Origin of the sequence: Sinorhizobium sp. FG01, assembly GCF_002531875.1 — a bacterium.
Classification (GTDB): Bacteria; Pseudomonadota; Alphaproteobacteria; order Rhizobiales; family Rhizobiaceae; genus Sinorhizobium; species Sinorhizobium fredii_C.
Genome location: NZ_NWTB01000005.1, coordinates 362,427 through 375,237, shown reverse-complemented (window position 1 = coordinate 375,237; position 12,811 = coordinate 362,427). Strand labels below are relative to the sequence as shown.

Sequence of the window (12,811 nt, the reverse complement as noted above, 5' to 3'; positions counted from 1 at the left end):
ATCCGCAGGTCAGGCGGCTTCGGCGTTCTCGCCAAGCTCGGCCGCCAGGAAACCGATCAGCTGCTCCCAGCCGCTGGGGCGAGACTCGACCTGGTCTAGGCCATCGAGAAAAGCCGCCTGCTCGGTGAATATGACGCGCGTGCCGCTTCCTTCCGGCACCAGCTCGACCGTGGCGATGGATGCGGAAATCGGACGTTCGTCCTTCGCCATCGTATAGGCCGAAATGATCCGCCGGTTCTCGACGATGTCGAGATACACGGTCTCGTTGAAGTAGAAGGTCTTGCCTCCTGGCTGAAGCGGCCGCTTTCCCGGCCACCGACGCGGAAATCGTGGCGGTATTCCGCCACCGGCCAGTTGTCGGCCTTGACGAACCAGCGGTCGTGCGCAGCAGGGTCGGCAAAGGCATGAAACACCCGCTCGGGGGACGCTTTGAAGACGCGCTCGATTGTGAAGCTTGCATGTTCGACGGAAGTCTGGGTCATCGCTTTCTCTCCTCCTCGGCGGCTTTGTGCCGGTGCGCCGCAAAGCTGATTGTACTATGAAAGCAGTTGCACTGCAGTGTCACTGCTGCAATAATGCAAGCGGTTTTGCAGGATGGGAATCGCCTATCCGCATCCGCCCTCCGGTAAAGAGACCAGAATGACTGACGACCACCGCTCGGCCTGCCCGATCAACCTTTCGCTCGAAGTCTTCGGCGACAAATGGAGCCTCCTGATCATCCGCGACATGATCTTCGGCGGCAAACGCCATTTCCGCGAGCTTCTGCGGTCGCAAGAGGGCATCTCCTCCAATATTCTAGCCGACCGGCTGAAAACTCTGCTTGAGATCGGCATGCTGACGAAGAGAGACGATCCGAGCCATAAGCAGAAGGCGATCTACAGCCTGACGGAGATGGCGATCGCCCTGGTACCGATCATGGCGCATCTCGGCGCCTGGGGTCGGCGCTACCTGCCGGTCAGCGAAGAACTGAGTATCCGCGCCCAACTCATGGAGGAAGGCGGCCCGGTCCTATGGGAGCGTTTCATGGACGAGCTGAGGGTCGAACATCTTGGCGCGCCCGGCGAGACGGAAGGTCCTACGGTGCGCCAGACGCTGCAGGCGGCCTATGAGAACGTCATGGCTCGCAAGGCCAAGGAACTCGTCAGGGCCGGCAAATAAGCCGTCCCCGGCCGCCGCCCCTGCAGGCACAGGACTATTTTCCTGCTCTTCTTTACGGCCGATCCCGGCTTCGGTAAGGTACAATCAGGCTGAAGCGGAAGCGAAACAGCGTGCGGTTTTCAGCCGCGTTTGCTGCACCGGCGGGGGTGGATCGACATGCTTTCACATGACAGCATCTGGCGGGCGATCGATGCGCTGGCGGAGCACCATCAGCTCTCGCCGTCCGGTCTGGCACGCCGCGCGGGACTCGACCCGACCTCCTTCAACAAATCGAAGCGTCAGTCGCCCGACGGTCGCGATCGCTGGCCGTCGACGGAATCGATTGCGAAGGTCCTCGATGCGACCGGCGCGACGATCGACCAGTTCATGGCACTCCTGCAATCCGGCAACGCTAGGCCGCCGCACTCCGGCCAGCCGGCCTCCGGCATTCCGCTGATCGGCTTCGCGCAGGCCGGCGCAGGCGGCTTCTTCGACGACGGCGGCTTCCCCGTCGGGCAGGGTTGGGACGAGGTCGAATTTCCGGTCGCGCCGCAGAGCAAATCCAGCGTCTACGCCTTGGAGGTCCAAGGCGACAGCATGCTGCCGCTCTATCGCGACGGCGACGTCCTGATCGTCGATCCGGGAGCCCAGGTGCGCCGCGGCGACCGCGTCGTCCTCAAAAGTCGCGAGGGAGAGGTGATGGCGAAGATCCTGGCGCGTCAGACGTCGCGCGGCGTCGAGCTTCTGTCGCTCAATCCCGACCACCCGAACCGCAGTTTCGAGATGAAAGACGTGGAATGGATCGCTCGGATCATCTGGGCCAGCCAATAGGAAAGCGTCGAGATGCGGCCGCAATTCATCTCCATCGCCGGCGGGCTCGCCGCCCTCGCCCTCTATACCGCAATCCTGCTCGGCGGGGCCGCCTCGATCCGCGGTCGTGAAAGCGCCGCCGCGCCCGATCTCGTGCTCGAGACGCCGGACGCCGCCATGATCGAGGACCCGGCCGCGGAGCCGGTTCCGGCGGAGCAACCGCCAGCCGCGGCGGCGTCGCCGACCGCCGAACAGGAGGCGGCCGCCAAGACCTCCAGGACGCCGGTGCGACCCGTCGACCCAAATCTCTTTGCCATGCCGGAAGAGGGGCTTGCTAAACCGCTCGAGCGGATTGCGCCGCGGCCGCCTCTTTCGGCGCCGCCCGAAAAGAAGGCAACGCCGCTTGTCCTGCAGCGGCCCGTCGCCCTTGCCGCCGGCCTCGTCCAGACCGGCGACACGACACTGCAAATCAGCGACATCGAGCCGGAAAAAGCCGATCGGATCTGCGAGGGGGGCGGCAAGACATGGCCCTGCGGCATGGTCGCGCGAACGGCGTTCCGCAATTTCTTGAGGGGACGGGCGCTCGTCTGCTCTGAGATCGACGAGGAGCGCGAAGGCTCCGCCGCCGCAAACTGCAGGGTCGGCAACATGAGCGTCGCCGAGTGGCTGGTCACGAACGGCTGGGCGATACCGATCCCGGGCACCGCCCTCGAAGCAAAGGCGGAGGCCGCCCGCAAAGCCAAGCGCGGCTTCTACGGCGGCGACCCGCGTGATCTGAGCCGGAGGCGGCTGGTGATCGACGAGCCCGCGGGCGCCGCGGACCTCGGCGAGACCGCGCGGGACTTGCAAGCCCCTGCGGGAACTCCTAACTGGGCTCCATCAATTTCAGGAGAATAGATGTCCGCGAGCCTCAGTCAGCACGAAGCCCTTGTCTATGTCATGGTCATGATGTCTGCTGTCGACAGGAGGATGAGCGACGACGAATTCGCACGGATTGGCGGGCTGGTGCGTTTCCTGCCGGCCTTCGACGGTTTCGAGGAAGACCGCCTGATCCATATCGGCCGCGAGTGCGCGGCCCAGCTCGCCGCGCCTGAAGGCCTCGACGTGACGCTCGAAATGGTTCGCGAATCGCTGCCGCAGCGCCACTACGAAACCGCCTACGCTCTTGCCGTCGAGATCGCCGCCGCTGATCAACGCATCCGCACCGAGGAAATCCGGCTGTTGCAGCTGTTGCGCGACCGTCTCGCCCTCGACAAGCTCACCTGCGCGGCGATCGAGCGCGGCGCGCTTGCCCGCTTTCGCAAGTAACCCGCTCGCAACGGCAGGCTTCATTCACGGCAACGTGTCTTTGCCCTTTCTCGGCAATGGTCATACCGTCGTCCTGTCGCCTCTTTCCTTAAAAGCCGCCTCTAGGAAGGAAGCGGCGATTCAAAGTGAACAAGCGGCCATAGGATCGGCGTGAAGAGTGAAATGCTTTTCCTTGGAATTGCTGAGCCGGTCTGGCGGCTCGGTGCCTTTGCGGTAATCTTCGCCGCGCTAGCAGCACTCGAACTGCTGCATCCGCGGCTCGAAAGGCCGGAACTGCTGCGGGCACTCAAGGCGCGTCGCTGGGCCACCAACCTGTCGATTCTTCTGCTCTCCTCCCTGCTACTGCGCATCGTCTTTCCGGCCGCCGCGACAGGCGTCGCGATCTGGGCCGGCTTGCGCGGCTATGGCCTCCTCCCAGCACTCGGCGTGACGGCGCCGCTTGCCGGTCTCCTGGCCTTCGTCGCACTTGATTTTGCCGTCTGGCTGGAACACGTGGTGTTTCACAAACTGCCCATCTTATGGCTGATCCACCGGGTGCATCACGCCGACCCCGGGGTGGACGTCACGACGGCGCTGCGCTTCCACCCGCTGGAGATCCTGCTTTCGATGGCTTGGAAAAGCGCGGTCATCATCGCTCTCGGGGCGCCGGCACTCTCGGTGCTGGTCTTTGAAATCGTCCTCAATGCCGCCGCGATGTTCAACCACGCCAACCTGCGACTGCCGCCAAAATTTGACGGGGTCTTGCGGCTGCTGATTGTCACACCCGACATGCACCGCATCCATCACTCCGTGGAAAAGCGGGAAACGGATTCGAACTACGGCTTCAATCTCTCTCTTTGGGATCGACTGTTTTCGACCTATGTGGCACAGCCGGCAAGCGGCGACGACGGGATCGAGACCGGCTTAAGGGCCTTTGGACGCAGCGAGCCGACAAAGCTCGTCTGGTCGCTGATGCTGCCGTTCCGGCGCGGGTAAACGAGACGGGAGCAGGCCCTGCTTGCCAGCCGAGCCCGGCCGCCTGGCGTCAGTAGATGCCGTTCGGAAAATAGCGCAGGTAAATCTCTTCGAGCCTGCCGCTGCGCGAAAGCGCCAAGAGCGCATGGTCGATCGCCTGCGTCAAAGCGGGCTCGGTCGTGCGGTTCATGATCGTCAGCCCTTCGCCCAGAAAGCGCTCGGAAAAATAGGCGCCGTCCATCAGGGCGCAGCATCCCGCGGCGACGCTGCCGGAGACCCAGAAGGAGAGCTGCATGGCATCGGAGAAGGCGGCCGTCACGGCGCCCTCCCGCAGGGCGTTCAGTAGGGCCTGTCGGTCGGGGTAGGCTTTGGCCTCGAGCTTCGGGAAGAAGGCCTTCAGCATCGCTTCATGCGTCGTTCCGGCCACGGCCCCGACCGGCTTGCCGACGAGGTCGTCCGGTCTCTGAACCCCCTCGGCAGCCTTCCTGTTGAGGGCGAAACGGGCCGGCAGTTGCAAGAAGGCCCTGGAGAAGGCGAAACGCCGCCTTAGTTCCGGCGTCACGGCGATGCCGGCGACGATCGCCTCGCCCTGGCCCTGTTCTAGCGCCGGCATCAGTTCGGGATAGGTCACCGCCTGGATCTGGCATTTCGGTTCGATCTCCAGCTCGCGGCAGATTTCCCGGGCGAGATCGACGTGGAATCCCGAAAGCTTGCCCGACTGATCGATAAAATTGAAAGGCGGGAAATCGACCGTGGTGAGGAAGCGCAGCCGAGCCAGGCCGGTCAGATCGGGCTTGGCGATGCGCTCGCGGGCATCGAACAGCAGCGGCAGGTCCTTCGGCGCGCCGCCCGCCGCGGATGCGACGAGCACCGCCGCGACCGCCAGCAGCCCGATAGTTTTGTGAAAGGAAGCGCGCGTCATTACCATCCGATTCGCAAGCATTGAGCGGAACTTAGCGGGATGCTGCAGCGCTGACCATAGGCCGGCCCTCGGCAGGGCCGCGCATTCTTAAAGCGGGTCGGGCGAATACGGAAGGAAGGGAAAATGGAGCGGGTGATCGGGATCGAACCGACGACATCAAGCTTGGGAAGCTGGCGTTCTACCACTGAACTACACCCGCGTCTGAAGCGGAAATTTCCCCAATGGTCGCGATCTGTCAAGCGTCTAGATGATTCACTGCTCTATTGGAGCAGTGAATCATCCAGCTATTGGGCTCACTCGGCGCGAAAATGCTTGGAAAGCTTCAGGCCCTGCGCCTGGTAGTTCGAGCCGAGATCGATGCCGTAAAGACCTTCCGGACGCTCCAGCATGTGCTCGTAGATCAGCCGGCCGACGATCTGCCCGTGTTCGAGGATGAAGGGCACTTCGTGGCTGCGGACCTCGAGTACTGCGCGGCTGCCGCTGCCGCCGGCTGAGGCGTGGCCGAACCCCGGATCGAAGAAGCCGGCATAATGGACGCGGAACTCGCCGACCAGCGGATCGAAGGGCGTCATTTCGGCGGCGTAGAGCGGCGGCACATGAACTGCCTCGCGCGACACGAGGATGTAAAACTCGTCCGGATCGAGGATCAGGTCGTCGCGGCCGCGGCTATAGAGCGGCTCCCAGAAATCAAAAACGGCGTGCTCCGCCTTCTTGTCGACGTCGACCACCGACGTGTGATGCTTGCCGCGATAGCCGATCAGGCCGTCCGGGCCGGTGCCCTTGAGGTCGATCGACAGCGCAATGCCGCCGCCGGTGATGTTGGGCCGCTCGCTGGCGACGAGCACGTCGCTTTCGTGCAAGCCCAGCAGTTCTTGCTCGGAAAGAACGGAGTGGCCGACGCGGAAACGGATCTGCGAGAGACGCGAGCCGCGGCGAACGACGATCGGAAAGGTCCGCGGACTGATCTCGAGATAAAGCGGCCCGCTGTAGCCGGCGGGGATCTTGTCGAACTCCTGCGCCCTATCGGTGATGACGCGCGTGAAGATGTCAAGGCGACCGGTCGAACTCTTCGGATTGGCCGACGCCGACATGGTCTCCGGCAGCGTCAGGCTCTCCATCAGCGGCACGATATAGACGCAGCCGGTTTCCAGCACCGCGCCCTCGCGAAGATCGATGACGTGCAGCTTCAGGCGGTCGAGCTTGTCGGCGACGAGATGCGCCGGTCCCGGCATGAAGCTCGCCCGGACGCGAAACGCCTTGGATCCGAGCCGAAGATCGAGGCTCGCCGGCTGGATCTGGTCATCATCCAGCGGCTTCTCGCTCTTCAGACGTCCCGTGGCAAACAGCGCGGCAATTGCGCGGTCGGCCAAAATCCCTGTGTCGCGGCCCATTCCGATCCTCATTCTCAGTTGCCAGACAAAACCAAACTCCGGGAATTGACGCAAGCGCGGCCAGGCAGTATTGGAGCTTTATCCCGTGGTGATTTGGCCGGTCGGCTTGCAGCCACGTTAAACAAGTAGCTAAAAAGGCCGGGTGTCAAACCGGTCGTTTCGCGGCCGGTTTTTTTGTTCTGAAGGTGATCGTCGCATGAGCAAGACCTGGCGCCCGGCAACCCAACTCGTCCACGGCGGGACCACCCGCTCGCAGCACGGCGAGACCTCGGAAGCGATCTTCCTGACACAGGGCTTCGTCTACGAAAGCTCGGAAGCGGCGGAAGCCCGCTTCAAGGGCGAGACCGACGGCTTCATCTATGCCCGCTACGGAAGCCCGACCAACGACATGTTTGAGAAGCGCATGTGCATGCTCGAAGGCGCCGAGGATGCGCGCGCCACGGCCTCCGGTATGGCGGCGGTTTCGGCGGCGATCCTCTGCCAGGTCAAGGCGGGAGACCACATCGTCGCCGCCCGCGCCCTCTTCGGCTCCTGCCGCTGGGTGGTCGAAACGCTCGCTCCGAAATACGGCGTCGAATGCACGCTGGTCGACGGCCGCGAGCTTGCCAACTGGGAAAAGGCGGTGCGGCCGAACACCAAGGTCTTCTTCCTCGAGAGCCCGACCAACCCGACGCTGGAGGTGATCGACATCGCCGGCGTCGCCAGGCTCGCCGACCAGGTGGGCGCCAAGCTCGTGGTCGACAATGTCTTCGCGACGCCGCTCTTCCAGAAGCCGCTGGAGCTGGGCGCCCATGTCGTCGTCTATTCCGCCACCAAGCATATCGATGGCCAGGGCCGCTGCCTCGGCGGCGTCGTGCTTGCCGACAAGGAATGGATCGACGAGAACCTGCACGACTATTTCCGCCACACCGGCCCTGCCATGTCGCCCTTCAACGCCTGGACGTTGCTCAAGGGCATCGAAACGCTGCCGCTGCGCGTCAGGCAGCAGACGGAAAACGCCCGCCGCATCGCCGACTTCCTCGCTGAGCAGCCCCAGGTGGCGCGCGTCATCTATCCGGGCCGCAAGGACCATCCGCAGGCCGACATCATCGCCAAGCAGATGACCGGCGGCTCGACGCTGGTCGCCTTCGAGCTGAAGGGCGGCAAGGATGCGGCCTTCGCGCTGCAGAACGCCCTTGAGATCGTTCGGATTTCCAACAATCTCGGCGATTCCAAGAGCCTGATTACACATCCGGCGACGACGACGCACAAGAACCTCACCGACGAGGCCCGTACCGAACTCGGCATCTCGGCCGGAACCGTACGGTTCTCGGCCGGGATCGAAGACAGCGACGACCTTGTCGAGGATTTCGCCAAGGGACTGAAGTCGATCCGCGCCTGAACCGTCCAATTTCAGGTGACCTCAGCCGCCCGGCCCGCGCCGGGCGGCTTTTTCATGACCCGTCACGAAAGGTGAGACGCGCGAGAACGATGCGCGACAGGGCAGTGTAGAGGCATAGGACGGCGAATATCGCCGCCAGCACAGGGAACCGGTGCGGAAACAGGCAGACGGCCACGAAGAAGACGATCGTCTCGGTCGCCTCCGCAAGCCCGGTGGTGAAGTAGATCGACTTCGCACCACGGATCTCGGTCGACAGTGCGCGCTTCTCGGCGATCGCGGCGAAGGCGAGGAAGCTCGAGCCGTTGACATAGAAAGCGAAGAGCAAGAGCCCCCCGGCAAACCCGTTGGCCGCCGGATCGGCGGCGATGAAGGCCAGCGGGATCGCGCCATAGAAGGCGAAGTCGAGAACGATGTCGAGAAAACCGCCGAAATCGGTCTTGCGGCTCGCGCGCGCCACTGCCCCGTCGAGGCCGTCGCAAAGCCGGCTCAGGAGAATGAGAGCCGCACCCGCCACGTAGTAATGCAAGGCAATCAGGACGGCCGCGGCAAGTCCAAGACAAAGGCCGGCGACCGTGACCGCATCGGCGCCCAAGCCCCGCTTGGCGAGGGCGGCGCCGAGCCGGTTCAGGATAGGATCGAGATGCCTGCGCGCCGCGCCGTCGAGCATATTCCCCTGCCTTGCGTGAAAATCGTAAGGACCCGTATAATCCTGCCGTTATTCTTCACGAAACCTTATCGCTGTATGATACTCGAGCAGTTTTGAAACAGGATGTCGAACATGTACCGTGCGCTGACACGCGACATAGAGGTCACGGTGGAGCCGTACTATCTCGAAGAACAATCGGATCCGGATGATAGCCGCTATGTCTGGGGCTACCGCATCGTCATCTCGAACCATTCCGAAATCGCGGTTCGGCTGATGACCCGCTACTGGCACATCACCGACGAGAACGGCCAGGTGGACGAGGTCAGCGGTCCAGGCGTCATCGGCGAGCAGCCGCTGCTCAATCCCGGCGACACCTACGAATATTCCTCCGGCTGCCCGCTCGACACCCCCTCCGGCGTCATGTTCGGCCACTACAGCATGGAGGCCGAAGACGGAGAGACCTTCAATGTCGCCATCCCCGCCTTCTCGCTCGATTCTCCCGGACTGGTGCGGACGCTGAACTAAAGCCCGTCGCGTTCAAACGTATTCACGCGGCGCGCCTTAGGTCTTTGTTTTTGTGCATGTCGTTATCCCAAAACCGCTGCACACTTTTGGGCGACATGCATTAGCCGCCCGCCTTTATTGAGATCGCACCTCGCTCGCCTCGAAGCGATAGTCGGTGGAGCAGAACTCGCAGGTGACCTTGATCTCGCCGTCCTCGATGCTGTGCTCGATATCCTCCTCGCTCAGTCCCTCCAGGACCTCGCGTATCTTGTCACGCGAGCAGCTGCAGCGATCGTAGACGGCCTGCGGCTGGTAGACGCGCACGCCCCGTTCGTGGAACAGACGATATAGCAGACGCTCGGTGCCGACGGTAGGATCGGTCAGCTCGTCGGAATCGATCGTATCCACCATCACCTTGGCTTCCGCCCAGAGATCGTCTTCCTCGAAGAGCAGGCTGGCGTCGCCGTCATCGCCATCGCCGCCAGGCAGATCCGGCTGGCGCATGCGCTCGGACGCCTCGGGCAGGAACTGCGCCACCATGCCGCCGGCGCGCCAGCGATGCCGCGGCTTGCCGTTTTCGTCCCGGTCGAGCAGTTCGGCGACGGCGAGGCGAACCTTGGTCGGTATCTGTTCCGATTGGCGGAAATAGACCGCAGCGATCTCTTCGAGCGTCGCGCCGTCAAGCGCGACAATGCCCTGGTAGCGCTGGGTATGGGCGCCCTGGTCGATGGTGAAGGCAAGGATGCCGTTGCCGAGCAGTTCGTGCGGCTGCGAGCGGCCGCCCTTCTCGGCGGCGGCAAGCGCTTCCTCGTCGTAGCGCGCATAGGCGCGGACCCGATCCGGGGTGGAGAAATCGGCAACGACGAGATCGACCGGCCCATCGCCCTGGGTCTGGACGATCAGCCTGCCGTCGAACTTGAGCGAGGTACCGAGCAGGACCGTCAGCACGACGGTTTCGGCAACCAGCCGCGCCACCGGCAGCGGGTAGCTGTGCCGCTCGAGGATAGCGTCGAGCATCGGGCCGAGCTGCACGGCTCGGCCACGCACGTCGAGGCCCTCGACCTGGAAGGGAACGACGTGGTCGTCACCGGCAAAATCGAACTCGCCAAGTCCCGGTGCTGTCTCTGTCATCGTTTGCTCCTTGCATGGATCACAGCGGCCGAGCAACCCGCCGTCGCCGTGATCGAACTTCCATCCTGCGGATGCAAGCGCAGCCGCGCACACCCTGCCGTTCGTTGCACCGCTGCGTCTCGATCGAGAGGCGCAACGGTCGCATGACACCGTGCATTGCTCGTGACATCGAGAGCGCCGATCGACGCACTCCGTCTCTAACTGCCGCTTATCCTATTTGATCCCGGCATGGACCGATTTGTCCAGCAGGCAAGCGCGGCTCCGGAAGCGCCCCGTATGCGGCGGATCCGCTGAAACGCGCTGTGGCGAGAAACGGCGCAGCGGCCGAACTCTCCCGCACATCGCCTAGATCGTGTCACCGCTCTCCGATTTCAATAGCCCGGCCTGGCCCTCGAACGGTCCCGTCAGACGGCACCCATGCACCAGGCGAGGATCGACTTCTGCGCGTGCAGCCGGTTCTCGGCCTCGTCGAAGACGACCGACTGCGGGCCGTCGATGACCTCGTCGGTGACTTCCTCGCCGCGATGCGCCGGCAGGCAATGCATGAACAAGGCCTCCGGGGCCGCGTGCTTCATCAGCGCCGCGTTCACCTGATAGGGCTGAAAGACGTTGTGCCCGCGGGCGCGATGCTCCTGGTTCATTGACACCCAGGTGTCGGTGACGACGCAGTGCGCGCCGGCAACCGCCTGCTCCGCCTCATGGCAGAGCAGGATTTCGCCGCCATTGTTACGCGCCCAGTTCAGGAACTTGTCCTGCGGCTCGGAGCCGAGCGGCACGGCCATGTTCATCCGGTAGCCGAAGCGCGCCGAGCCTTCGATCAACGAGTGAAGCACGTTGTTGCCGTCACCCGCCCAGGCAATCGTCTTTCCCTTGACCGGCCCGCGATGCTCCTCGAAGGTCATGATGTCCGCCATGATCTGGCAGGGATGCGTGTCGTCGGTCAGCCCGTTGATGACCGGAACGGTGGCGTGCTCGGCCAATTCCAGAAGCCGGCGATGATCGGTCGTGCGGATCATGATGGCGTCGACATAGCGCGACAGCACCTTGGCCGTGTCGCCGATCGCCTCGGCGCGGCCGAGCTGCATTTCGGTCCCCGACAGGAACAGCGTCTCGCCGCCGAGCTGCCGCATGCCGACATCGAAGGAAACGCGGGTGCGGGTCGACGGCTTTTCGAAGATCATCGCCAGCATCTTGCCGGCAAGCGGTTTCTCGGCGGTTCCGGCCTTGGTCGCCGTCTTTCGTGCGCGGGCATCGTCGATGATCGTGCGCAGGTCGGTCGCGGTCATTGCCGAGAGATCGAGAAAATGTCTGGTGGCAGTCATAATGCTGTAGTTCCTGTCGTAAACCGGTAATCGACCGTCCGTCGCGACCTCAGGCCGCGGCCGTTCCGCTCTTGGCGCGCACCGCCTCGGCGGCACGCTCGAGTCGTGCAAGCCCCTCGCGCGCTTCGGCGGGCGTGGTGATCAACGGCGGCAACAGCCGCAGCACGTTCTCACCGGCCGGCACGGCAAGCAGCTTCTCGGCGCGGATCGCCTTCAGGAAGTCGGCGGAAGGCACCTTTGCCTTGATGCCGAGCATCAGGCCGTCGCCGCGGATCTCCTCGATCACGTCGGGGAAGCGATCCTTGAGCGAGGCAAGCCCCTGGCGGAACACCAATCCCACGTCGCGGACATTCTCCAGGAAACCATCGGCCAGGACGACATCGAGCACCGCATTGCCGACCGCCATCGCCAGCGGATTGCCGCCGTAGGTGGAGCCGTGGGTGCCGGCCACCATGCCGGCCGCCGCCGCTTCCGTTGCCAGGCAGCCGCCGAGAGGGAAGCCGCCGCCGATGCCCTTGGCGACGGCCATGATGTCCGGCTTGATGCCCGACCATTCATGCGCGAAGAGCTTGCCGGTGCGGCCGACGCCGCACTGGACCTCGTCGAGGATCAACAGCAGCCCGAACTCGTCGCAGAGCGCGCGCAGTTCCTGCATGAATTCTTTCGAAGCGAGGCGAATGCCGCCCTCGCCCTGGATCGGCTCGACCAGGATTGCAGCGGTCTCGTCGTTGATCGCGGTCTTGACGGCGGCGATGTCGCCGAACGGCACCTGATAGAAGCCCGGAGCCTTCGGCCCGAACCCTTCGATGTATTTCTGCTGGCCGCCGGCGGCAATCGTCGCGATGGTGCGGCCGTGGAAGGCGCCTTCGAAGGTGATGATGTGGAACCGCTCCGGATGGCCCTTGGCGAAATGGTAGCGGCGCGCCGTCTTGATCGCACATTCGAGCGCTTCCGCACCGGAATTGGTGAAGAACACTCGATCGGCGAAGGTGACCGCCGTCAGCCGCTGCGCCAGGCTCTCCTGGCCGGGAACATCGTAGAGATTGGACACATGCCAGAGCTTCTCCGCCTGCGCTTTCAGCGCTTCGACGAGATGAGGATGGGCATGGCCGAGCGAATTAACCGCGACGCCGGCTGCAAAGTCGAGATAGCGGGTGCCGTCTTCGGCAATCAGCCAGACGCCCTCGCCTCGCTCGAAACGCAACGGCGCACGCAGATAGGTGTCGTAGAGCGGCGTTGTTGCGGCCATGATCAGCATCTCCTTCGTCATCGGCATCGCTGTCGGACGTATCGGCCCGACAAAAA

Annotated in this window: 13 protein-coding genes, 1 tRNA gene, 1 pseudogene and 1 riboswitch; of the genes and pseudogenes, 7 read left to right on the top strand and 8 right to left on the bottom strand. The window is 63.8% G+C overall.

Annotated elements, in window-relative coordinates; translation table 11 throughout:
* Positions 1-9: 9 nt before the first annotated feature.
* Positions 10-482 (bottom strand): annotated as a pseudogene (locus tag CO656_RS09960) (SRPBCC family protein).
* A gap of 157 nt (positions 483-639) precedes the next feature.
* Between CO656_RS09960 and CO656_RS09955 the strand changes: the two are divergent.
* The 5 genes from CO656_RS09955 to CO656_RS09935 all read left to right on the top strand — a co-directional run bounded on the left by CO656_RS09955 (position 640) and on the right by CO656_RS09935 (position 4,230).
* Positions 640-1,158, top strand: coding sequence for a helix-turn-helix domain-containing protein (locus tag CO656_RS09955; RefSeq protein ID WP_037420522.1), 519 nt, complete (start codon positions 640-642; stop codon positions 1,156-1,158).
* 156 nt (positions 1,159-1,314) lie between these two features.
* The gene (locus CO656_RS09950; RefSeq protein WP_097525673.1) at positions 1,315-1,968 is read left to right on the top strand and encodes a helix-turn-helix transcriptional regulator; all 654 of its coding nucleotides are present in this window, start codon (positions 1,315-1,317) and stop codon (positions 1,966-1,968) included.
* A 12-nt stretch (positions 1,969-1,980) separates the two neighbouring features.
* Entirely contained in the window at positions 1,981-2,844 is an 864-nt protein-coding gene (locus tag CO656_RS09945) for a thermonuclease family protein (RefSeq protein ID WP_097525605.1), read from the top strand.
* Positions 2,845-3,255 carry a tellurite resistance TerB family protein gene (locus tag CO656_RS09940; RefSeq protein ID WP_097525604.1) on the top strand — a complete coding sequence of 137 codons (411 nt, stop codon included), beginning with the start codon at positions 2,845-2,847 and terminating at the stop codon, positions 3,253-3,255. It begins immediately after the preceding gene.
* Positions 3,256-3,417: 162 nt separating this feature from the next.
* On the top strand, positions 3,418-4,230 hold the full coding sequence (locus CO656_RS09935) for a sterol desaturase family protein (protein ID WP_037420473.1): 813 nt from the start codon (positions 3,418-3,420) through the stop codon (positions 4,228-4,230).
* A gap of 49 nt (positions 4,231-4,279) precedes the next feature.
* Here the strand turns inward: CO656_RS09935 and CO656_RS09930 are convergent, their stop codons facing one another.
* The 3 genes from CO656_RS09930 to CO656_RS09920 form a co-directional block, all read right to left on the bottom strand.
* A complete protein-coding gene (locus CO656_RS09930; protein ID WP_097525603.1) occupies positions 4,280-5,131 on the bottom strand; it encodes a transporter substrate-binding domain-containing protein in 852 nt (283 codons plus the stop codon).
* A 124-nt stretch (positions 5,132-5,255) separates the two neighbouring features.
* Positions 5,256-5,330 (bottom strand) — tRNA-Gly (locus CO656_RS09925).
* A gap of 94 nt (positions 5,331-5,424) precedes the next feature.
* Positions 5,425-6,522, bottom strand: a complete 1,098-nt coding sequence (locus CO656_RS09920; RefSeq protein ID WP_037420476.1) for a 2'-deoxycytidine 5'-triphosphate deaminase — start codon at positions 6,520-6,522, stop codon at positions 5,425-5,427.
* A gap of 75 nt (positions 6,523-6,597) precedes the next feature.
* Positions 6,598-6,676, top strand: a riboswitch (SAM riboswitch).
* A 42-nt stretch (positions 6,677-6,718) separates the two neighbouring features.
* On the opposite strand from CO656_RS09920, the gene CO656_RS09915 reads away from it, so the two are divergent.
* Positions 6,719-7,903 (top strand): O-succinylhomoserine sulfhydrylase, encoded by a 1,185-nt coding sequence (locus CO656_RS09915; protein ID WP_037420479.1) that lies wholly within the window; start codon positions 6,719-6,721, stop codon positions 7,901-7,903.
* A gap of 52 nt (positions 7,904-7,955) precedes the next feature.
* Here the strand turns inward: CO656_RS09915 and CO656_RS09910 are convergent, their stop codons facing one another.
* Positions 7,956-8,570 (bottom strand): CDP-alcohol phosphatidyltransferase family protein, encoded by a 615-nt coding sequence (locus tag CO656_RS09910; RefSeq protein WP_037420482.1) that lies wholly within the window; start codon positions 8,568-8,570, stop codon positions 7,956-7,958.
* 111 nt (positions 8,571-8,681) lie between these two features.
* Between CO656_RS09910 and apaG the strand changes: the two genes are divergently transcribed.
* Positions 8,682-9,074, top strand: coding sequence for a Co2+/Mg2+ efflux protein ApaG (gene apaG, locus CO656_RS09905; protein ID WP_012706741.1), 393 nt, complete (start codon positions 8,682-8,684; stop codon positions 9,072-9,074).
* A 114-nt stretch (positions 9,075-9,188) separates the two neighbouring features.
* On the opposite strand, the gene CO656_RS09900 is transcribed toward apaG, so the two are convergent.
* The 3 genes from CO656_RS09900 to CO656_RS09890 all read right to left on the bottom strand — a co-directional run bounded on the left by CO656_RS09900 (position 9,189) and on the right by CO656_RS09890 (position 12,755).
* Positions 9,189-10,184, bottom strand: a complete 996-nt coding sequence (locus tag CO656_RS09900) for an Hsp33 family molecular chaperone (protein WP_097525602.1) — start codon at positions 10,182-10,184, stop codon at positions 9,189-9,191.
* A 404-nt stretch (positions 10,185-10,588) separates the two neighbouring features.
* A complete protein-coding gene (gene argF / locus CO656_RS09895; protein WP_097525601.1) occupies positions 10,589-11,506 on the bottom strand; it encodes an ornithine carbamoyltransferase in 918 nt (305 codons plus the stop codon).
* Positions 11,507-11,555: 49 nt separating this feature from the next.
* On the bottom strand, positions 11,556-12,755 hold the full coding sequence (locus CO656_RS09890) for an aspartate aminotransferase family protein (RefSeq protein ID WP_097525672.1): 1,200 nt from the start codon (positions 12,753-12,755) through the stop codon (positions 11,556-11,558).
* Positions 12,756-12,811 lie beyond the last annotated feature (56 nt).

Coding starts and splice junctions, on each gene's coding strand:
- CO656_RS09910 (WP_037420482.1), bottom strand. CDS start 8,570: ATGCTCGACGGCGCGGCGCGCAGGCATCTCGATCCTATCCTGAACCGG.
- CO656_RS09940 (WP_097525604.1), top strand. CDS start 2,845: ATGTCCGCGAGCCTCAGTCAGCACGAAGCCCTTGTCTATGTCATGGTC.
- argF (WP_097525601.1), bottom strand. CDS start 11,506: ATGACTGCCACCAGACATTTTCTCGATCTCTCGGCAATGACCGCGACC.
- CO656_RS09935 (WP_037420473.1), top strand. CDS start 3,418: ATGCTTTTCCTTGGAATTGCTGAGCCGGTCTGGCGGCTCGGTGCCTTT.
- CO656_RS09945 (WP_097525605.1), top strand. CDS start 1,981: ATGCGGCCGCAATTCATCTCCATCGCCGGCGGGCTCGCCGCCCTCGCC.
- CO656_RS09900 (WP_097525602.1), bottom strand. CDS start 10,184: ATGACAGAGACAGCACCGGGACTTGGCGAGTTCGATTTTGCCGGTGAC.
- CO656_RS09950 (WP_097525673.1), top strand. CDS start 1,315: ATGCTTTCACATGACAGCATCTGGCGGGCGATCGATGCGCTGGCGGAG.
- CO656_RS09955 (WP_037420522.1), top strand. CDS start 640: ATGACTGACGACCACCGCTCGGCCTGCCCGATCAACCTTTCGCTCGAA.
- apaG (WP_012706741.1), top strand. CDS start 8,682: ATGTACCGTGCGCTGACACGCGACATAGAGGTCACGGTGGAGCCGTAC.
- CO656_RS09930 (WP_097525603.1), bottom strand. CDS start 5,131: ATGACGCGCGCTTCCTTTCACAAAACTATCGGGCTGCTGGCGGTCGCG.
- CO656_RS09890 (WP_097525672.1), bottom strand. CDS start 12,755: ATGGCCGCAACAACGCCGCTCTACGACACCTATCTGCGTGCGCCGTTG.
- CO656_RS09915 (WP_037420479.1), top strand. CDS start 6,719: ATGAGCAAGACCTGGCGCCCGGCAACCCAACTCGTCCACGGCGGGACC.
- CO656_RS09920 (WP_037420476.1), bottom strand. CDS start 6,522: ATGGGCCGCGACACAGGGATTTTGGCCGACCGCGCAATTGCCGCGCTG.